Raw genomic sequence first — 19,004 nt, 5'->3', positions numbered from 1 at the left:
AGCACTCATTGAGACGGTGGCCGATCCGGGAACTCATCGCTCGCCCGCGAAAACATTTTCGCGACAGCCGACTCCGCAGGTCAGGATGATTTCGCCGGGGCAAGTCGGGCGAGGACGAGCACCAGAAGACCGCACGCCGCCACCACAGACCACCCGACCCGCGCGCCGTCGATCGGATCTGGCGCGGCGATCAGCCCGCCCGCCACCGCGATACCGACCGCCGCGCCCACCTGCCGAGCGGTGGAGGTGATGCCGCCCGCGACTCCGGCCCGGTCGGCGGGCAGTCCGCTCACCGCGGTGTTGGTGATGGGCGCGTTGGCGAATCCGAATCCGATGCCGACGAGACCGAGGGCGACCAGGAGTACCGCCGTGTCCGTCCCTGCCGCGGCGGTCAACAGCCCACTGGCGGTGAGGAATCCGCCCGCCAGCAGCAGTGGCGGCCGGGCACCGACGCGCCCGACGAGCACTCCCGACAGCGGTGCGCACACCGTCGCGGCCACCGCCAACGGCAGCGTGATCGCGCCCGCCGCGACCGCGCTCATGCCCCGCTCGAGCTGCAGATGCCAGGTGCTCAACAGCAAGGTCGTCGTCAGCGCGACGAACACGACGACCGCGCCGGCCACCGCGGCGGTGAACGGCGGCCGCCGGAACAGCCGCAGATCCATCAACGGTTCGGCCGCCCTGCCCTCGACCCACACGAATCCGCCTGCCGCCACACCGATGCCGAGGTAGCCCAGCATCGCCGCGGTCGACGTCCAGCCGATCCGCGGGCCTTCGATGAGCACCGTGATCACCGCGCCGACGACCACGACCAGCAGCACCTGCCCCGCACCGTCGATCCGCCGCGGACGCTGCCCCCGGGATTCGGGCACCACCACCATCGTCAGCGCGAGGGCGACGACCACGACCGGCACCGCGATCCAGAACACCGATCGCCAGCCGAACCAGTCCACCAGCGCGCCACCGAGCGTCGGCCCGACCGCCATACTCAGCCCGAACACCGCTGCCCACACCCCGATCGCCCTGGCGCGCTGCCGCGGATCGGTGATCGTGGCCACCACGATCGCCAGCGCCACCGGGCTCAGCATCGAGCCACCGATGCCCTGGGCGATCCTGGCCGCGATCAGCACCTCGACCGTCGGGGCGATCGCGCACGCCGCCGACGCGACACCGAAGACGACCAGCCCGAGCCGGAATACGCGGCGCCTGCCGAACCGGTCGGCGAGCGCGCCGGAGGTGATGAGGAAGCTCGCCAGCGCCAGGGTGTAGGCGTCGACGATCCATTCCAGCCCCTGGGTGCCGACGCGCACGCCGTCGGCGATCGCGGGCAGGGCGACGGTGACGATGGTCGCGTCGAGCCCGACGACGAACAGGCTCAGCGAGCACACGGCCAGCACCGTCCAGGGGTGAACGGCGCCGACCGTGGCGCGCGTGCGGGTGTCGAGCATGGGCTGTCCTCCTCGGATGAAGGCCCGAGTATCGCCACCGCGCATGCGGATTGACCAGAATCGTTGCCGGAACAGCAAATTCGGCCGAACTTAGGCGGCCGCCGCGGCCACCTTCCCTTCCCGCAACGCCATCCGGTCCCCGGTGAACCGGCGCCGCAACTGCCGGTCGTGGGTGACGATCACCAGGGCGCCCCGAAAGTCGTCGAGCGCCTGCTCGAGTTCCTCGACGAGCGCCGGGGCGAGATGGTTGGTCGGTTCGTCGAGCAGCAGCAGGTCGGCGGGTTCGGTGACCAGGCGGGCGATCTCGATGCGCCTGCGCTGCCCGTGGGACAGCTCACCGACCCGCAGCGCGATTTCGGTGGGACGGAACAGGCCGAGGTCGAGCAGGGTGTCCGCGTGGTCGTCGGGGTGGCCCGGTCTGCCGGTGGCGAACGCGGTGAGGACGGTCGCCGACGCCGGGTAGCGGGGTGGTTCCTGCCGCAGCCAGCCCACCTTGCCGGTGATCCGCGCGGTCCCGGCATCAGGCTGCAAGTCACCGGCGAGTACTCGCAACAGGGTGGTCTTGCCCGCGCCGTTCGGCCCGGTCACGAGCAACCGCGCGCCGGGTTCGACGCGCAGCGCGGGCAGCGTGAGACGATCGTCGACGCGGACGCCGGTCAGCTCGGCGACCGGCCCCGTCGACGCGGCCTCGATCGTGGTCGGCACCGTCGCATGGAATTCCAGCGAATCGATCGGCGCCGGCACCGGATCGGCATGGAGCCGCGCTACCCGCTCTTTGGCATTGCGGATGCGCGACATCGCACCGTGCCCGCGCCCCCGCGCCCGGAACGGTCCGGCGGCGAACACGGCCAGCGGCAGCTTCCGCGGAATCGCTTCGAGCCGGATCACGTTCGATGCGGCCAGTCGCCTGCTGCGGGCCAGTTCGGCCCGCCAGTCCGCGTATTCCTGTGCGGCCCTGCGCCGTTGGGCCGCTTTCGCCGCCAGGTAGCCGGCGTATCCGTCACCGAACCGGGCCACCTGCCCGGCCTCGACTTCGAGGATGGTGCTGGTGATCCGTTCCAGGAACACCCGGTCGTGGGTCACCGCGACGACCGTGCCCCGATGCGCGCGCAGCTGCTGTTCGAGCCAGGCGACCGCGGCGTCGTCGAGGTCGTTGGTCGGTTCGTCGAGCAACAGCAGTTCCGGCGCCGAGGCCAGCGTCGCCGCCAGCGCGAGCCGGGCCTTCTCCCCGCCGGACAGGGTCGAGAGCGGGCGGTCCCGGTCGAGTCCGGGCAGCCCGAGCGCGGCCAGGGCGATGTCGACGCGTGCGTCGGCCAGGTAGCCGTCGCGTGCTTCGAACCGGGCGAGCAATGCCGCGTAGTCGTCGAGCAGTGCCGGATCCCCGTGTGCCAGTTGCTGTTCGGTGCTGCGTAGCTGTGCCTCGAGTGCCCGCAGGTCGGCCAGTGCGTGATCGATGGCCGCGGCGACGGTCGCGGTGCCGGGCAGTTCGAGTACCTGTGGGAGATAGCCGATGCCGCCGGGCGCCGAGACGATCACGCTGCCGTTGTCGGGCTGTTCGGCACCGGCGAGCAGCCGCAGCAGGGTCGACTTGCCTGAACCGTTCTCGCCGATCACGCCGACCGTTTCACCGGGTGCGATCGACAACGACACGGTGTCCAAAACGGTGGTGGCGTCGTAGCGCTTGGTCACGTCGTGGAGGGTGAGTTGGGCGGTGCTGGTCATGTCAGCTCCTGTTCTCGGCCCGCGCGAGGCCGCACGAAAGGCCCCGTGCCGGGGCTGGATCGAGGGAACGCACGCGGCCGAGCGGGGTGGCGTGCGGTGGCGGAACGCGGAGCTCAGCTCTACGCGTTCGGCGCGATCACAAGAACAGGAAACCGATACCCATGAGGTCTCCGACCATAACGACAGTCCGCTCGGTTCGCCATCCCTTTTTCCGTGGCTGGAAACACGAGTGCCGCGCAGCTGTGGAGCTGCGCGGCACTCGGTGAGCAGTCGATCAGTTGTAGGAGTTCGCGACTCCGTCGAGCAGGTGCTCGAGTGTGTCGTAGGCGGGTGCGTCGACCACGTCGATCAGATCGGCGGGCACCGGCACATTCCGTTCGGTGGCGATGGCCGTGAACTGGGCGTTGTCGCCGGTGCGGAAGCCGTGCTCGGCGGCCAGACGCCGCAGCTCGGGGTTCTCGGTGAGCAGCTTGCCGATCACGTCACCGGTGCCGGTCAGCGGGACAAGGGTGTGGCTCGACAGCACCGTCGGGGTCGGGTAGGTCAGCACCATGTCCGGCTTGATCCGGCCCGCACCCGCGGCCTCGACGAACTGGGCTTCGTAGATGCACACCAGCGGTGTCGGGCCCATCCCGTTGGTGAGGTACTGGGTGAACGGCCCTTCGCTGCTGTTGTCGGTGTAGCCCTGGGCGAGAAACAGTTTCGACAGGGCGGGCAGCACATGCTGCTCTGCGGTGGCGCCGCGCACGATGGTGTGGTCGTTGGCGACGTAGCTCGCGATCGACAGGTACATGGCGGCGGAGTTGGAGCTGCGCGGGTCGGTGGTCGAGACCAGGATGTTCTTGGCGACCGGGTAGGTGGTGTTGCCGGGCAGATCGTCCCACTGCACGCCGGTGCCCGCGAGTTCCAGGTACCGGTTCATGTCAAAGGTCGCGACCGGGCCGGGCTTGATCACCCCGGCCGCGGTCAGCAGGTCCGCGATCGGCCGATAGGTGGCGATCGCGATCGGCGAGGAGAACGGCGTGTACTTGGCGGTGATGTTGCGCTGCCGCTGGATCCGTTCGGCGGCGGGGCTGCTCGACGGGAACGCGAAGTCGTAGCGACCGAGGTCGACGGTCGTCGCGATCTGGCGCGACCCGGCCGGCTCGACCTCCACCTTCACCCCGTTGTCGGCGAGCACCTTCACCACGCGCTCATCCTCGAAGAACGCCATCTTCTCCGAGCCGACGACTCCGCGCACGGTGGTCGCGGCCGCGACGGGCGTCTCGGCGGCGGGTGCGTCCGCACCGCCCGGCAGCAGGATCACCCCGGCCGCGACCGCGGCGACGACGGTGACCGCACCGATCGACAGCGGTAGCACGCCACGCCTGCTCACCAAGCTCCTGCGCTCCCCGTCGGTTTCGGGCGCAGTGGCCGGTGCCGGGTCCGGGTCCGGGGTGGTGGCACGGACGGTGGTCGCGGGCGCGGGCACCCGGACGGTCGGATCGGGATCGGCGAGTTCGGTGCGCACGATCCGCTCGACCAGGATCGGCACGAACTCCCGGATCGGCTTGCCCGCGAACCGATGATGCGCGGCGCCCACCGCCGAGGTCACCTGGTCGGCGGGGACGTTATCGGACAGATCTTCGACCAGACTCTCGGTCATGCGCCGCATGGCCAGCTCTTCACGCTGGACGGTATCGGCGGCTTCGCCGGGGGTTACACGCGACACCACAATTCTCCTGGGCTCACATCGGGCTGCGGACGCGGCGCGCCGACCGGGCCCTCCCGTGCGCACGCCGCGGGCCACGCTACCGGCGCGCAGCACAGTTGCCCCAGCTGTGAACGGCCTGGCACGCAGAGTTCAGCACCCGCTCCGCTGCCCGCAACATCACGTTGTCCGGGCGTTCGCGTAAACATCGAATCCCGCACTGCCAGTGTGGGATTCGCTACTCTCTATTCGGTGGCGGCCGGTCGGTGGATCACCGCGGTTTCGGTCGGCGCCTGCCGTGCGGCGCGCAGTGCCGTGTTCAGCATCCCACCGGCGAGCAGTTCCAGCACGCCGATCACGAGCAGCGCGCTCCCGGTGACCGTGGCCAGCCCGGTGACGGTCTGGAACTTCATGGCGATCATCGTGACCCCGATCGCCGCCGTGCCGAGTCCGCAGATTTCGTGCAGCCAGCCGTCGGTGACGTCGGCGTCCCAGGCCGCGACCAGCGCCTGCACGATGCCGCGGACCGCCCAGCCGATCCCGATCCACAGTGCGAGCAGTTCGATGTTGCCGCCTTCGAAGGCCAGCATCGCCAGGATGACGGTGAGCGCGGCACTGACCAGAACCAGTCCCCGCAGCAGCAACGCGATCCGCGCCCGCAGCGCCAGATACACCTGCATAGCGGCACTGAGCAGCAGCGACGTGCCGAACAGGACGGCCAGCGTGGATTGGCTGCGGGCGGGCCACAGCAGTGTCGCGATGCCGAGAACGACCGAGCACCCGCCGGCGATCAGCATCGCCTGCCGGGTTCGGTCACGCGCCGTTTTCCCCTCCCCGTCATACACGGGCATGGCCCCACAATAGGCCCGCACCATCGGATAGCCGTAGATTCGCCCGGGCGCGCCGCCCGTCAGGTGTTCACGTCAACCGATCCCGCAGATAGGGCGCGGTCCGGCTGGTGGTGTCGGCCGCGACCTGTTCCGGTGTCCCCGAGCACATCGGCGATCGTGGTGTCGTGGCAGCGGATCTCGAGGGTGTCCGCGACTCCGCGTAGAGGGTGCCGAACGCCAGCGACGACTTGCCTGAACCGCACACACCGGTGAACGCGACCAGGGCATTCCTGGGCCTATCCGCATCGACATCACGCAGATTGTGGACTCGGGCGCCACGCACCCGAACCAAAGGATCGACCTCGCGCGAATCCACGGCTACCCACGCTACGCGTCCGGCACCGGGCACACGCTGCGTCTTTGCTGGCGCGTCAGAAGAACCAGCCGAGTTCGGGCGCGCGGTCGGTGGTGAACGCTGCGTCGAAGTCCCGCAGCGCGGCGGGCACATCGACCCGGATCCGATGCGCGGCGGCGAGGTTCCTGGCACGATGCGCGCCGAAGTACAGGGCGCCGAGCACGTTGATGTCGAAGCCGAGCTCGGCGGGCCGCGTGGTGGGTTCACATTCGGCGATGCCGTCGCGAATCCGCAGCGCGAAGGTGCCGCCCGCCGACCGGAACGGATCGTGCACCGACAGCACCGTGTCGACGTCGTGGCGGTAGGTGCGCGCGGTCAGGGCTGCGGGAACGTCCATGAGCCGCGCCCACAGCGCGTCCCCGCGATCGGTCATCCGAACGGCCCGTGGGTCGGTGAGCAGGTACGGCAGCGGATCGTCGTCGGCGATCTCGACTTCCACCGCGTCGATCAGGTCCATGCCGAGCAGCACCCGCCACAACGCGGCGTGGGCGTCGGGGGTGAGGGCCCGGTACTCCCACACGATCGCGACGGACCGCTGATCGTGGTAGCGCCGCCGGTACAGGGCGTAGCCGTCGGGGTGGATCAGCGCGAACAGCGAGGTGGCGCCGCCGCGCTGGCGCTCCACATCGGCGAAGAACAGGTCCCACTTGGGTTCGGGCCGCACCTGCGCGCCGGGCACCGTCCGCTGCCAGCGCTCGTACACCTGCTGGACATGCGGTGCGGCCTCGGCGAGCGTCACCAACGAGACACCGCCGGGATCGGGTGTGGTCGAACGGAATTCGGCCCGCCGCCGATCGATGGAGATTCGGGTGGCGAGGATCGCCGTGTCGTACCCGAACCGACCGTAGATCGTGCCCTCGCTGGCGGTGAAGATCGTCAGCGGCAGCCCGTCGGCCTCGGTCCGCTCGTGCTGCGCGGCATACAGTTCCCGCAGGATCCCACGCCGCCGATGCGTCGGCGCGACCGCCACCCCGGACACACCGCACGCCTGCACGGTGCGCTCCCCCGGCACGGTCACCGTCATCGTCAGATCGACAGTGTGCCCCACGATCCGATCACCGTCGACCGCGACCAGCGACCGCTCGACCGGAAACAACTTCCCCAGGAACCGGTGTTCGTCCTCTCCGAATCGCACCCCGAACCCGGCCTCCTGCAACCCGATGATCGCGGCCCGATCCTCGCCGGTAGCCGACCGCACAGTGAAGCTCTTCGCCGATGCCATCCCCGTACCATCCCACGCCCACCCACCCCCGCACATCCCATTTTCCGCCTAGCCGGCCACCGCCCGCACCACCTCGACCAGCCCCCACTCCTGGTCAGCCGACGCGACCGGCGCGGCAACCGAACCCACCACACCGGGTGTCGGCGCGACCGGCCTACGGCTGAAGCGCAATACGATTCCACCGACACAGACGTCAGTGCCGGTCTCATCGTCGACGGCGCCACGCATCTCGTCACCGGTTGACGGCAGCTTTGCCTGCCTGACCGCTACCGACGTGTCGACGCTGTCGCTGTGATGCTGTGCTTGGGCCGACACTCGCCCCGCCACGAGGTCGAGGACCGCACCGACCGCAACAGGATCACTCGCGCCGTCGTAGATCCAGCGACGACCGAGGACGCCGTGCTCGGCCGTCCCGAGCAGCGCACCGTCGCCACCGGGTATCGGGACACCGCGATAGGTGAGCGGAACGCTGTACAACACCGAGCCGGTTTCCGACTCGTCCCTCAGCAACAGGAACTCGATGCCCACCGCTCCATCGGCGTCGTCGAGCCGGAATCCGCCGGCCTTGCTGAGCTGGGGTGTCGTGCCTCGGTACCACTGCCGGCCGGGCAGCCACGCGGCGATGAGCTCGAGCTTGCTCGGGGTGAGGGTGGTCTGGTGGATGACTGCCATGGGTTCGCTACGTCCGTCCGAGCATGGCGCGCAGGTCCGGGAGGGTACCGATGCGCTGGGTGGTGGGGCGGCCGGGGGCTGGGGTTTGTGGTGAGCCGGTGGTGCGCAGGAGGGACCTGATCTGGTCCGGCGTGGCGCGGCCCGCACCGGATGCTCGCATGCCCTGATAGGCGGCGATGGCGCCGACGACGATCGGGGATGCGCTCGAGGTACCGCTGAATTCGTCGGTGTACCAGAGGTCTTCGTCGGCGCCGCCTTGCAGGTCGCCGTATCCGGTGGTGGTGACCTCACGGCCCCAGCCCTGGACATCCAGGCGGGCACCGTAATTGGAGAACGGGAGCCGGGAGCGGGCGGGGCCGTGATCGCGGCCGTGCAGGCCCGGTGGTGGGGCGCCCGCGCCGACGAGGACGGCGCCGGAGTCGGTGTCGCCGCCGCGGAACGGGTTGTGCCAGGTCGCGGGAAAGTCGCCGGGGCGCGCGTCGTAGACGGGATCGTCGAGGTTCTCGTTCCCGTTGCCTGCGGCCTCGACGACGACGATGCCGCGGCCGACGGCGTATCGGATGGCGGCGAAATCGTCGGGCCACCATTCGACGGCGATGTAGCCGCGCTGGTCGGGTTGACTCCGGTAGTCGAATCGGGGTCCGGGACGGTGCAGTTCGATGAGCAGGACGTCACCGGGGTCGAGGGCATCGGCCGCCGAGCGGATCGCGGTGGCCGAGCCGGTCCCGAAGATCGAGATCGCCCTGATGTGAGCTTCGGGCGCGATCCCGGTGACACCGAAGCCATTGTGATCGCCGCTGATCTCCCCTGCGACGGCGGTGCCGTGGTTGCGCCAGCCGATGTCGGCCGAGGAGGTTCCGCCGATCACGCCGCCCTGGTTCTGCCGCAGGTCTTCGTGGGTGAATCGCCAGGCACCCTCCACATCGATCACCCGCACCCCGGTGCCGAGCCCACCGGGCCGGGTATGGGCCCACGCCGCGTCGATCCCGGTCGGCGCGGCGTCCAGATAGCCCTGCCTGCTGCGGTAATCGGGTGTCACGGCAGGCGCGTCCGGTGCGACGGTGTTCTCGGCCAGTGGTGCGAGGGGCGGTTCGGCCGCGGGCTTCACATAGGCGGCGGCGACGGTGTCGTCGTGGCGAAGCCGATCCGCGAGTGCCGCGAGATCGCTCACCGCACCACGCACCGAGTAGTAGCTGAGGTACTCCCCGGCGACCGCGGCCTGCGGTGTGTCGGCCAGTCTCGCCGCCAGCCGGTTTTCCGGACCGAAGATCGGAACCAGGTGCGCGTCGGCGGGGAGCAGTTCGTCGACGTGGGTGCGCACGGAACGGTTCTCACGCAGCGCGATCGGCGTGATCTCGGTGGCGGTCGGCGTGGTGACGACGACCAGTTCGGCCGGCGAGACCGCGGGGCCGGGCACCCCTGGTCGCCGCTGCCTGCTGGGTCGAGCGGTGGAAGCCATGGCTACCAGTGAACAGTGCGCCGGGCCGAGCCGCCACCGTTGCGCCACAACCGGATTCGCGACACGCCCGACCCCCGCCGCGAACCTGGTCGCACCGAGCAGATCGGCCTCGATTCGCAGGCGTCGGTGGTCACTCGCCCGCAGGTTGTCGCGTCCGGCTCGCCAGCAGTTCGTCGAGTTGACGTTCGGCACGTTCGGCGCGCGCGAGGGTCTGCTGACGGGCGTCGTCCAGCGCGGCCGATCGTTGCGCGGTCTCGGTCCGCAGTTGGTCGAGCGCGGCCGCCGATTCGACGCGCCGTTGTTCGGCCTCCGCCGCGGTGGTGCGGCGAAGCTCGGCGAGCTCGGCGCGGGTGGTGTCGAGTTCGGTTCGGGTGGTGTCGAGTTCGGTCCGAGCGCGGCGCCATTCCTCGCGGGCTTCGGCCGCGGCTTCCACCCGTTCGGCGGTGGCTTGTTCGGCGCGTTCGGTGGCGCGGTCGGCGTCGGCGGCCCGTTGGATCGCCAGATCCCGTTCGGCGTTCGCGGCGGCGATCCGCGCTTCGGCATCCCGTCGTTGGTGCGCGACCTCGGCATCGGCCTGCTGCTGGACGCGTGCGATGCTGTCGGCCGCGTGCTGCCGTGCGGTATCGATCTCGTCGTCCGCTTTCCGTTGCGCGGCGCGCACTTCGGCTTCGGCCTCGCTGCGCGCGGCGAAGACGTCGTCGGCCGCCTGTTTGCTCAGCTGCTCCACCGAGGCCAGTACTTCATCCCTGGCGGCGAGCGCTTCCGTCACCGCCTGTTCGGCTTCTTCGGCGGCGAGCGCCGCCTCCTGCGCCACCGATTCGGCCAGTGCCCGCCCTTCCTCGGCGTCCCGTCGCGCCTGTTCGGCAGTGACGGTAGCCATCTCGGCCTCGGCGATCCGCCGCGCTGCATCCGCCTGCACCGCCTGGACCTGCGCTTCCGCCACCGACGGGTCCCCCAGTGTCTGCAGCTCCACGACTGCCGCATTGAGCGTGGTCCCCAATTGTTCGGCGAGCCCACGGAACTGACCGAGCAGCTCGTCGGCCCGCAACCGTGCCACCGTCACCGGCCCCTGAGTCGTCACAGTGACGGAATCCCCCGCACTCTCCGACTCCTGTTGCAACCGTTGCCGTTCACGCCAGGCGCGCCATCGTGTGTGGTCCGGGTGATCGCAGTACTCGGACGGACGACCCGGGCCACCGCCGCGGGTAATGGGACGGGCACAGCCCGGATAGTTGCAGACGCTCGACACGGGAGAATCGTAACGTTGGTTTCGTCGTATACCTACGAATTAGACGAAACGAAAACCGTGTCGGCCGTTGAGGACTCGAATCGCCAGGGTCGCCAGCTGACCGCCGATAAGTGAACATTATCGGCGGTCAGATACCTAGCTCGTTGCCGAACACCTCGGATTATTTCCGTTTCCGTTTGGTTGGCACCAACGCTACGTATCTACAACGGAAGGCCGCGGAAACTGTGCTCGGTGGTACGGGCGTCCACAACAGCGCCGACACGCAAGGCCTGGTACGGATGCCACACCTAACGCCAAACGCTGTGCGCTGACCACCGCGAGTGTCGAGACCGCGGTGCGGGTCATGGACGCCATGGACTACGACGCTCACTTGTTCACCGACGCTGAGACAGGCGAAGGCGCGATTGTCTATTGGGCTGGTCCGCTCGGTGTGCGCCTGGCACGCCAACATCGGAGCAGCCGCCGGCGGCGTTCCTCGACACTGACCACCGCCGTGTGCGGCAACTCCGGTGTTGTGGTGACCTACGAAGCCGACAGCATCGATCCCGTCCCACGCCTCGGCTGGTCGGTCATGGGCGAACATGGCTGCGCGGGTGTAGCTGACCCGCAAAACCGTCTACCGCCACCTCGACCGCCCACCACCATCCCCCGAGCTGATGGCCTGACCACTAACTACACCAAATCCGTTGTTTCCGCGCCGCTTCTACCGGAACCCCCGGGAGGCCTGATCCCCGACTCCAGTACTCGTGCTGTTCATCGGTAGACGTATTTGCCCAGCACCCTTTGCAATTCGATCAGGTCCGGATTCGAGAACAGCCATTGCCGCTCGTTCGGCGCGAACCGCACCACTATCGGGCACCCGCGGTAAGCGTCCCCGAGAATCACCTCGGTGCCCAGCAGCTTTGCCGACTTCGCCTCGTAGACCTTGGCAACGTATCGCCCACGGAACAGCGGTAACCGCTTATCCCCGGCGAATTCGCAGGCCTGGATCAGCTCGCCGCCGTCCTGGCTGGTTCCCAGACATACGACAAGCTGATATCTGAGCGGGTCCGACTGGTTCATCCACTCGGGAGGTTGCAGCGGCGTATTCCAGATCGCGCCGTACTCGTTGTCGAATACCGCGACCGGATGCGGTGCGGGACCGACGTAAGCGTCCGCCGCCGGATAGAAGCCTGGTTGCGGGAAGCACGGTTGGTTCAAGCTCCCGATGCCAAGCGGCTGTGCACTGACGGCCGTCGGGATCCCGGGCGCGCTGGTCGCCACACCCGTGGTTCCTCGAGACTCTCCACAGCCGACGAGTGCCATCACCACCGATGCCGCTACCGCCCATCGGAGGACGAATCGACCCTTCTTCGCTGTCACGCGCATTCTTGTGCTTTCTTGCTGCCACGCCGAGGTATTCCAAGTGGCAGGTTAGCCCCCGGGCGGTCGGCTGCGGCGCTCGGCTGAAACAGCACCCCGTCGCTTACCCCGACCCACCGCCGGTCGGCGCAGCCCCAACCACGCCACCCGATGGCACGATAACGCTGCCACCTGCATCAACGCCATATCCGCCCGAAAATCGGCCGATGCTACGGCATCCCGTGACGACGCATCGCACTGACACTTTCAGGTTCTGGCACCGGAAGCGTGAAGTGTCAGTCACAGGCGACATTCGAAGTCGGCCAGTTTCCCTGGCGATAGCCAGTCCCGCTCTTCGACGCATCGGGTGGGAAGGCTGACCGGAGAGTGCCGACGGCCAGGGGCGTTCCATATTTCGGGGAACGGAGGGCTCAGTGCGATGCGGTGAGCTCGAGCCGTGACCGCTGCCATATGTCGCCCGCACCGCGATTAGGATGTGCCCGTGGGTGATACAGGTTTGGACGAGGCATTCGGTCCCGCTACCTGGGCGAGGATCGAAGCGGCGTGGACGTCGTGGGGGCACCTCGATCAGGACGTCATCGCACCGTTGATCAACCCGGCCTTTATGGGCGGACCCGCCTGGCCCGGTTTGCGTCAGGCGCATTCGATCACTCGACGCACCGATGCGATCCTGCTGGCCAGCAGCGGTCTGGCCGACCCGACCACATGGGACGACGACGAGTCCACCAACGGCTTCGAGGTCGAGGTGTATGCGATCGCCTCCGATCTGCCCGTCGACAGCGACACGATGACTGTCGCGGGGTCCTGGCTTGGCAGAGTGGTGATGGCCGTGTCGAATCAGGTGGCCCACCTCGGATTCCGGTTCACCGACACCCTCGCGCAATCCGGCCTGCTCACCATGGCCCTGCCGTACGTGGAACTTCCCGACGTGCCGGACCCCTACATCGACAGTGACGATGGGGCGGTGGTGATGATCGGGTTGACCGACCCCGAGATCCCGGACGCGGTCACCGGCCCACTGTCCCCGATCCGGCTGGTCAACCTCAAACTGCTCACCCGCGCCGAAGGCCGCTTCTGCGCGAGTCACCCGGAAGGCAGCGACTATGCCCGCCGCGAGGTGGCGCGACGGCTCGTCGAACAGGGGCGCCCGCTCTACTCGGGCCTGGACCGGCCATCGGTCGTCTGACGTCCGACTCACGGGTGGGTTCCGGCGCCGGAAGCGTGAACTCCGCCGTCAGCCGACGAGTTCAGGTGGCACTCGTGCCGCGCTTTCCGCCCCTCGGACGGGCAAAACTCGACCTACTTCGCGCCCGGATCTGCTCTCAGCCGGAAATCGAACCCTGACGCTCCGCCTCGGATTTCACGCTTCCGGTGCCAGAACGAAAATGTCAGTGCCGCGACCAGGCGATACGTCGGTCGTGTCAGTGGAAGGCGTCACTGGATGTCAGTAGGTGAACGTCAGCTGGAGGTTGTTGGCGTCCACTTGTATTAGCGATCGCGCGGATCGCCATCCCTCCGCGCGATGCAACCGGCGGATCTCCGCCCAGTCCTCCACGTTCAGCCGCCGCGGCGGAACAGCACGCCTAGAGCGCGGACCCGGGCGGGGGCAGCCGCAAGGTCGCCATCGCCCCACCACCAGCGACCGGTTCGATAGTCGCCGTGCCACTGTGTAGTTCGGCGATCCAGGCCACCAGCGCCAGCCCGATGCCGCTGCCACGCCCACCGGTGACGCCACGTTCGAACGGATTCGACGACAGCTGTGGCGCCAGCCCGGTGCCGTGGTCACGCACGTTCACCCGCCCCTCACCGACGTACACCTCGACGGGCGCGCGCGGATTCACCGAGCCGTGGGTGAGCGCGTTTTCCACCAGATTGCGGATGGCCAAGCTCAGCAGGCTCGGATCACCCACCACTACAGTCGGATTCGCGTGCAGCACGATATTGGCACCGTCGAACTCGTCGATCACCGATTCGGTGAGCTGGTCGAGCAGCAATTGCACCCGTTCCATTCTGGTGACGCCGGACTGCATCCGGGCGCGCGTGAGCAGCCCCGCCACCACGCGCTCCATCCTGGCGCCGAGCGCCCTCGCGTTGTCCACCACCTGCTCGGTTTCCGCCGCCGAACGAGGGCGCGGCGCGGTGACGAGACGGTGGGTGGCCAGTGGGGTGCGCAGCTCGTGCGCGGCGTCACCGAGGAAGCGTTCCTGCTCGTCGAGCATCGCCAGCGCCTGCCGCATGCTCCGCCCCGACAGCAGATGCCCGGCCACCCCGGCCGCCATCGCCATGGTGACACCACCGACGACCAACGCCCACAGCAACAGTGCGCGCCCACGGTCCCAGCCATCGGGATCGCCGCCGGTGATCAGCACGGCCTCGCGATCGGAGTCCTCCCAGCCGAACGCGGCTGCGGCCAATCGCGCGTCGCGCCCAGCGCTGTCGATGGAGTCCCGATAGACGGTCTCGCCTTGCTCGCGCAGCGCGGCGTCGGCCATGGCGGCGATCCCGCTCTCCGCGGGCATGTGCGAGCGCAGATGGCCGTAGTGCACCGTCCACCCACCGGTGTCCTGCGGGGTCACCACCAGGATCGCGATCTTGCCGCCGACCAGCTCCTGGCCGGGCAGCTCCGAGGTGTCGACCTCGTCGTCATCGTCGAGATAGACCCGCGGCGCGAGCCCGGTCAGCACCCGGTCGAGCTCGCTGTCCAGGGCGTCGTCGCGGGAGCGCGCGTCGATCACCGCGGCGCCGACACTGAGCACGATGAGGCAGATGGCGGTGATGGCGGTGATCAGCAGGGTGAGCTGATTGCGGGTGCGGCGCAGACGTGCCACCGCGGGCCGCGGATCGGAGGTCGAGATCAGCGTGCGCATGCCGCCCCGCCGAGGACGAAACCCGCGCCGCGAACCGTTTCGATCACCTGCGGCGACCCCAGTTTACGACGCAGACCAGCCATGACGGCGTCCACGACATTGGAATTGGGCTCGGCCATCTCGTCCCAGCAGGCCTCGATCAGTTCCGACCTGGTCACCACCGTGCCCGCCCGCGCGGCGAGTAGCTCCAGCACCGCGAACTCCTTCGGTGTCAGCGTGCGCAGAATCCCGCCGCGCTGGACCCGGCGACGGGGCAGATCGATGTCGATGTCGCCCAGCACAACTCGCGTCGGCGCGGGATTGTCGCGGCGCCTGCACAGCGCCCGCACCCGAGCCGCCAGTTCGGCGAGTGCGAAGGGCTTGGTGAGGTAGTCGTCGGCGCCGTGCTCGAATCCCGCTATGCGGTCGGACAACCCGTCACGGGCGGTGAGCACCAGGGCAGGTACCCGGTAGCCCGCAGAACGATAGGCGGCGATCAACTGCACACCGTCACCGTCGGGCATACCCCGGTCCACGACGAGCACGTCATATCGATTCACCGAGATGTTCATATCCGCGTCGACGAGGCTCTGCGCCAGATCGACCGCGAATCCGGCTTTTCGCAGCCCGGTCGCGATCTGTTGACCCAGCTTCTCGTCGTCCTCCACCACCAACACACGCACGAGCAGCGACGGTAGCCCACCCCCCGCCGCATTTCCATCATGAAATTCTCATGGTCGATCACATGGAATGGGCTCAGCCCGGGAGCCACCGGGTTGGTACGAAAGGAAAGCCATGAAGATCAAGACCGCGATCGCCGCCTCCGCCATCGCCCTGGGCTCCATCGCCGCGGGTGCAGGGCTGGCCAACGCCGCCCCGCTGGCGCACACCGGCTGGGTCGGCAACTACGCCACTTTCGAAGCGTGCGCTGCCGACGGCAACTCGCCGATGACCGGCGGCTCGCAGTGGGAGTGCGTCGAGGTCATCGGCGGCTGGGATCTGTACACCTACTGATCCACCCCCGCTCACCGCGGCCCTCGATGTCGACTCCCCGAGACATCGAGGGCCGTTTGCCGTTGTCCCGGCCGCTCGTCCGGTCACGAAATTCTCACGATAGGTCCGGAAGTATCGCTACTGGATCAGGTGCGGCAGTTCTGGCTCACCGATCGAATGGACCCGACAACCCGCCGAGCTTCCTCGCACACGCCTGGCGGGTGCCGCATCACGAGCTGCCCTCGCGATGCGGACTCGTCCACAGCCACGCGCTGCCCGATACCGCCTGATCCGGCGCACCCGCCGTTACTTCCCGCCGGCGGGTGCGTCCCCTCCCCGATCGAATCGAGGACCACCGCCGCGGTCATCGACGTGCTGGTCCTCCAGCCCAAAATCCGGCGGGCATAGGCGTCGATCACGAAGGCCACGCACACCCAGCTCACGCAACTCCGGCGGATACCTCCCCGAACTCACGAACTTCAGACGATGAAGTCTCCCGACCCGCCGGGGCGATTCAGAGTGGCGCAAGACGCACGCGTGGGACTGATCTGCTCATCAGGCGGATCGCCAGCAGGGCAACCCAGATGCCGCCGGCGAAGATCCCGATTCGTTCGATGAGCCCGGCTGGTCCCCCGTCGACCAATTTGGCGATGAGGACGAAGACGACATAGGAGGTGGCGACCAGCAGGCCGGTGGCAACCGAATACCGGGACCAGCCGCGACTGTCGAGCGCCGCATCGCGCCGTGCCAGGATGAAGCAGGCCGCAGTCAGCGACGTGAACTGCACCAGACCTAGGAGAATATGAACGGCGCCGTGGATGGTCAGCGCTTCGGATGCTCCTGCTGGATAACCTAGCGACGGGTCGGGAAGGATGGGCCCGATGGCGAAGAAGGTGAAGCCATAGATGCCGAGCAGGATGGGCCCCCAGGTGGAACCACGTCCTGAACGCAGAACCTGCCTCATGCCGATGGCAAAAGCGAGCAGGAGCGTTCCGGTGACGATGTAGTTGGTTATCTGCATCCACCCACCTGGGCCCAGTTCGAGGTTGCTGTCGGGGACCACCCAGGGGTTGTAGTCAGGGCGTATAGCCCCGAGGACGAGAACGACAACTATGTTGAGCAGCGGAGCGATGACACCGCAAGCCAGCAGCAGTCTCGTCGCCGCTGACTTTTCTCCGATACGTGCTGGGGTTTGGGCGGTCTGTGGCTTCGCAGGGCGAACGGTGTCGGTCACGACACGTGTCCTCTCGTCGTCGATCGGGGTGAGGGTTCGAGTTGCGTTCGGCTCGCCGACCGCACTCGAGGTGATCACCACTATCGACCGATCGCTCACCCCGGAGATTGGAAAAATGTTCCCCAGGCCCGGTACCGATCCAGGGCGATGACAGGCAGGCTGTCCGCGTGCAGCGCCCCCGGTGTGCGGTCCGCGAAGATCGCCACATCCCGGCACAGATGAGCCTGATCGGTGTACCCACACACCGCAGCGACGTCGGCGGCGGGCCGCCCGGCCAGCAAACCGACGACCGCACACCGGAATCGGACCAGCATCGACGCCCGCTTGGGTGTCAGACCGATCTGGGATTCGAACCTCGCCCACAGCCGTTTACGGCTCCATCCGAGGGATTCGGCGAGCTCGCCGACCTTCACCTGGCCACCGGAGGCGAGGATGCGATGCCAGGCGGCGATCACCTCGGGATCCGGCGTCCGCGTCGGCCTGTCGCACTGCGCCAGAAACGAATTCGTCAGTGCGAACCGTTCCTCCCACGTCCCGGCGTCCGCGAGTCGCTCGCGTAGTCGCCGAACCTGCGATCCCCACAGCTCCTCCAACGGGACAACGCCACGGCCCAGATCGTTTGCGGCGATACCCAACAGGGAGTGCGCCCGGATCGGCGACATGCGAACCTCCACGCACTCGGCCTGCCTGCTCCGAATGCGCATGGCCGCCATGGGAAGTCCCACGACGAAACCGCCCAATGCTTGCCGCCCAGCAGCGTCGTCGACAATCAGGTCGCGACCCCCGAACTCGATCACCACGGCGACCGCCGTCGTCGCGGCAACCCGCAAGTCCAACCCGGCGCCACCCACATCGCGGTATCCGATGATCGCGGCACCCGACGGCGCGGCAGGGGACGGACCCGCGAAATCCCAACCAACACCGGGTCCACAGTCGATATCCGCAACTCCCACCTGGTCCAGGCTACGGAAACGTGAAAGCCCTGCGCAGCGCCGACACGATGACCAGCACCATCCGCCCGAGACCGATTGCGAACAGCTAGGTTGCCCACATGAGCACGCCAGAAACCGTGTTGTCTGCCATGGGAACCCGTCGTCGCCTGACCTACCCGATGTTCGCGCTGGTCGTGATCGTCTATCTCGCGATCATCCAGCTCGGCGGCCTGCTGATGACAGAGCTCACCGGTGCCGACGACTTCTTCTCCACGCGCGCGGTGTTCTTCGGCATGATCATCCCGCTGGGTGTGGCACTGGCCTTCACCTACGGCGTGATCGCCTACCTGGGCTGGTTGCGGCCGGTCTTGCACGACGACCGGCCGACCAGGTCGTGGGTGCGGATCGTGCCGATCATCTTCATCGTCGCGATCGTCTTCGGCATCAACTACAGCGCACTGGCCGACAAGGGACTGCTGTATGTGCTGGTGCTGCTGATCGCCACCCAGTTCGTCGGCTGGGGTGAGGAAGGCATGTTCCGTGGCATCGGCGTGCTGGTGTTGCGCGATCACGGGCTCACCGAGGGCAGGGTCGCTTTGTGGTCGAGCATCGTGTTCGGCGCGGTGCACCTGGCCAACGGGGTGACGCACGGTGTCAGCGCGCTGCCGCAGGCGATCATCGTCAGCCTGGCCGGGTATTTCTTCTATCTGACTCGCCGGGTCAGCCGCGGCAACACGGTCAACTCCGTGCTGCACGGCCTGTTCGACTTCACCTTGCTCACTGGAACGGTCATCCTCGCCGATCAGACCATGTATCCGGGCACCCTGCTGCCGATTCTGGTCTACCCGCTGCTGGCGATCGTGCTGCTCGTCAAGCGCCACAGCATCGAGCCGGCCACGGCTTCCTGACCTACGGAGCCGACGAAACCCG

The 19,004-nt window shown here is 68.1% G+C and carries 17 protein-coding genes and 1 pseudogene; 4 read left to right on the top strand and 14 right to left on the bottom strand.

Translation table 11 applies throughout. The features are described from left to right. Positions 1 to 80: 80 nt before the first annotated feature. From ACFWF2_RS08245 to ACFWF2_RS08205, 9 genes are all read right to left on the bottom strand, one after another. Positions 81 to 1,448, bottom strand: a complete 1,368-nt coding sequence (locus ACFWF2_RS08245) for an MFS transporter (protein WP_379305904.1) — start codon at positions 1,446 to 1,448, stop codon at positions 81 to 83. A gap of 90 nt (positions 1,449 to 1,538) precedes the next feature. Beyond that, positions 1,539 to 3,170 (bottom strand): TlrC/CarA/OleB/SrmB family ABC-F type ribosomal protection protein, encoded by a 1,632-nt coding sequence (locus tag ACFWF2_RS08240; RefSeq protein ID WP_379305901.1) that lies wholly within the window; start codon positions 3,168 to 3,170, stop codon positions 1,539 to 1,541. 274 nt (positions 3,171 to 3,444) lie between these two features. Continuing rightward, the gene (locus tag ACFWF2_RS08235; RefSeq protein ID WP_379305899.1) at positions 3,445 to 4,881 is read right to left on the bottom strand and encodes a three-helix bundle dimerization domain-containing protein; all 1,437 of its coding nucleotides are present in this window, start codon (positions 4,879 to 4,881) and stop codon (positions 3,445 to 3,447) included. Positions 4,882 to 5,105: 224 nt separating this feature from the next. Beyond that, on the bottom strand, positions 5,106 to 5,711 hold the full coding sequence (locus tag ACFWF2_RS08230; protein ID WP_379305897.1) for an HdeD family acid-resistance protein: 606 nt from the start codon (positions 5,709 to 5,711) through the stop codon (positions 5,106 to 5,108). A 67-nt stretch (positions 5,712 to 5,778) separates the two neighbouring features. Then, entirely contained in the window at positions 5,779 to 6,066 is a 288-nt protein-coding gene (locus ACFWF2_RS08225; RefSeq protein WP_379305994.1) for a hypothetical protein, read from the bottom strand. Between the two features lie 55 nt (positions 6,067 to 6,121). Continuing rightward, positions 6,122 to 7,327 carry a GNAT family N-acetyltransferase gene (locus ACFWF2_RS08220; RefSeq protein WP_379305895.1) on the bottom strand — a complete coding sequence of 402 codons (1,206 nt, stop codon included), beginning with the start codon at positions 7,325 to 7,327 and terminating at the stop codon, positions 6,122 to 6,124. A gap of 48 nt (positions 7,328 to 7,375) precedes the next feature. Then, positions 7,376 to 7,999, bottom strand: a complete 624-nt coding sequence (locus ACFWF2_RS08215; protein ID WP_379305893.1) for a 1,4-alpha-glucan branching protein — start codon at positions 7,997 to 7,999, stop codon at positions 7,376 to 7,378. A gap of 7 nt (positions 8,000 to 8,006) precedes the next feature. Then, entirely contained in the window at positions 8,007 to 9,458 is a 1,452-nt protein-coding gene (locus tag ACFWF2_RS08210; protein ID WP_379305891.1) for a S8 family peptidase, read from the bottom strand. Between the two features lie 130 nt (positions 9,459 to 9,588). After that, the gene (locus ACFWF2_RS08205; protein ID WP_379305889.1) at positions 9,589 to 10,539 is read right to left on the bottom strand and encodes a hypothetical protein; all 951 of its coding nucleotides are present in this window, start codon (positions 10,537 to 10,539) and stop codon (positions 9,589 to 9,591) included. A gap of 463 nt (positions 10,540 to 11,002) precedes the next feature. Between ACFWF2_RS08205 and ACFWF2_RS08200 the strand changes: the two are divergent. Next, positions 11,003 to 11,158: pseudogene (locus ACFWF2_RS08200) on the top strand (sigma 54 modulation/S30EA ribosomal C-terminal domain-containing protein); the annotation flags it as partial. 302 nt (positions 11,159 to 11,460) lie between these two features. Here the strand turns inward: ACFWF2_RS08200 and ACFWF2_RS08195 are convergent. Next, the gene (locus ACFWF2_RS08195; protein ID WP_379305887.1) at positions 11,461 to 11,970 is read right to left on the bottom strand and encodes a hypothetical protein; all 510 of its coding nucleotides are present in this window, start codon (positions 11,968 to 11,970) and stop codon (positions 11,461 to 11,463) included. A 580-nt stretch (positions 11,971 to 12,550) separates the two neighbouring features. Between ACFWF2_RS08195 and ACFWF2_RS08190 the strand changes: the two genes are divergently transcribed. Further along, positions 12,551 to 13,255, top strand: a complete 705-nt coding sequence (locus ACFWF2_RS08190) for a hypothetical protein (RefSeq protein ID WP_379305885.1) — start codon at positions 12,551 to 12,553, stop codon at positions 13,253 to 13,255. 397 nt (positions 13,256 to 13,652) lie between these two features. Here the strand turns inward: ACFWF2_RS08190 and ACFWF2_RS08185 are convergent, their stop codons facing one another. Beyond that, positions 13,653 to 14,936 carry a sensor histidine kinase gene (locus ACFWF2_RS08185; RefSeq protein ID WP_379305884.1) on the bottom strand — a complete coding sequence of 428 codons (1,284 nt, stop codon included), beginning with the start codon at positions 14,934 to 14,936 and terminating at the stop codon, positions 13,653 to 13,655. Then, positions 14,924 to 15,598, bottom strand: coding sequence for a response regulator (locus ACFWF2_RS08180; RefSeq protein WP_379305882.1), 675 nt, complete (start codon positions 15,596 to 15,598; stop codon positions 14,924 to 14,926). Before ACFWF2_RS08180 ends, ACFWF2_RS08185 begins: the two co-directional genes overlap by 13 nt. Positions 15,599 to 15,710: 112 nt before the next feature. On the opposite strand from ACFWF2_RS08180, the gene ACFWF2_RS08175 reads away from it, so the two are divergent. Further along, positions 15,711 to 15,929 (top strand): hypothetical protein, encoded by a 219-nt coding sequence (locus ACFWF2_RS08175; protein ID WP_379305880.1) that lies wholly within the window; start codon positions 15,711 to 15,713, stop codon positions 15,927 to 15,929. 493 nt (positions 15,930 to 16,422) lie between these two features. Here the strand turns inward: ACFWF2_RS08175 and ACFWF2_RS08170 are convergent, their stop codons facing one another. Beyond that, a complete protein-coding gene (locus ACFWF2_RS08170; RefSeq protein ID WP_379305878.1) occupies positions 16,423 to 17,142 on the bottom strand; it encodes a DUF998 domain-containing protein in 720 nt (239 codons plus the stop codon). Between the two features lie 95 nt (positions 17,143 to 17,237). Continuing rightward, the gene (locus ACFWF2_RS08165; protein ID WP_379305876.1) at positions 17,238 to 18,095 is read right to left on the bottom strand and encodes a helix-turn-helix domain-containing protein; all 858 of its coding nucleotides are present in this window, start codon (positions 18,093 to 18,095) and stop codon (positions 17,238 to 17,240) included. A gap of 98 nt (positions 18,096 to 18,193) precedes the next feature. On the opposite strand from ACFWF2_RS08165, the gene ACFWF2_RS08160 reads away from it, so the two are divergent. Beyond that, positions 18,194 to 18,982, top strand: a complete 789-nt coding sequence (locus tag ACFWF2_RS08160) for a type II CAAX prenyl endopeptidase Rce1 family protein (protein WP_379305874.1) — start codon at positions 18,194 to 18,196, stop codon at positions 18,980 to 18,982. The last annotated feature ends 22 nt before the right edge of the window (positions 18,983 to 19,004 follow it).

It is taken from the genome of Nocardia sp. NPDC060259, from assembly GCF_042728775.1.
GTDB lineage: Bacteria > Actinomycetota > Actinomycetes > Mycobacteriales > Mycobacteriaceae > Nocardia.
Note: the sequence above shows the minus strand (reverse complement) of the source record. Positions and strands in the feature narration are given on the sequence as shown.

Bases quoted from the DNA above. Each gene is read 5' to 3' on its own strand.
- ACFWF2_RS08245 (WP_379305904.1), bottom strand. From the start codon at position 1,448: ATGCTCGACACCCGCACGCGCGCCACGGTCGGCGCCGTTCACCCCTGG.
- ACFWF2_RS08160 (WP_379305874.1), top strand. From the start codon at position 18,194: ATGAGCACGCCAGAAACCGTGTTGTCTGCCATGGGAACCCGTCGTCGC.
- ACFWF2_RS08215 (WP_379305893.1), bottom strand. From the start codon at position 7,999: ATGGCAGTCATCCACCAGACCACCCTCACCCCGAGCAAGCTCGAGCTC.
- ACFWF2_RS08185 (WP_379305884.1), bottom strand. From the start codon at position 14,936: ATGCGCACGCTGATCTCGACCTCCGATCCGCGGCCCGCGGTGGCACGT.
- ACFWF2_RS08220 (WP_379305895.1), bottom strand. From the start codon at position 7,327: ATGGCATCGGCGAAGAGCTTCACTGTGCGGTCGGCTACCGGCGAGGAT.
- ACFWF2_RS08175 (WP_379305880.1), top strand. From the start codon at position 15,711: ATGAAGATCAAGACCGCGATCGCCGCCTCCGCCATCGCCCTGGGCTCC.
- ACFWF2_RS08240 (WP_379305901.1), bottom strand. From the start codon at position 3,170: ATGACCAGCACCGCCCAACTCACCCTCCACGACGTGACCAAGCGCTAC.
- ACFWF2_RS08210 (WP_379305891.1), bottom strand. From the start codon at position 9,458: ATGGCTTCCACCGCTCGACCCAGCAGGCAGCGGCGACCAGGGGTGCCC.
- ACFWF2_RS08230 (WP_379305897.1), bottom strand. From the start codon at position 5,711: ATGCCCGTGTATGACGGGGAGGGGAAAACGGCGCGTGACCGAACCCGG.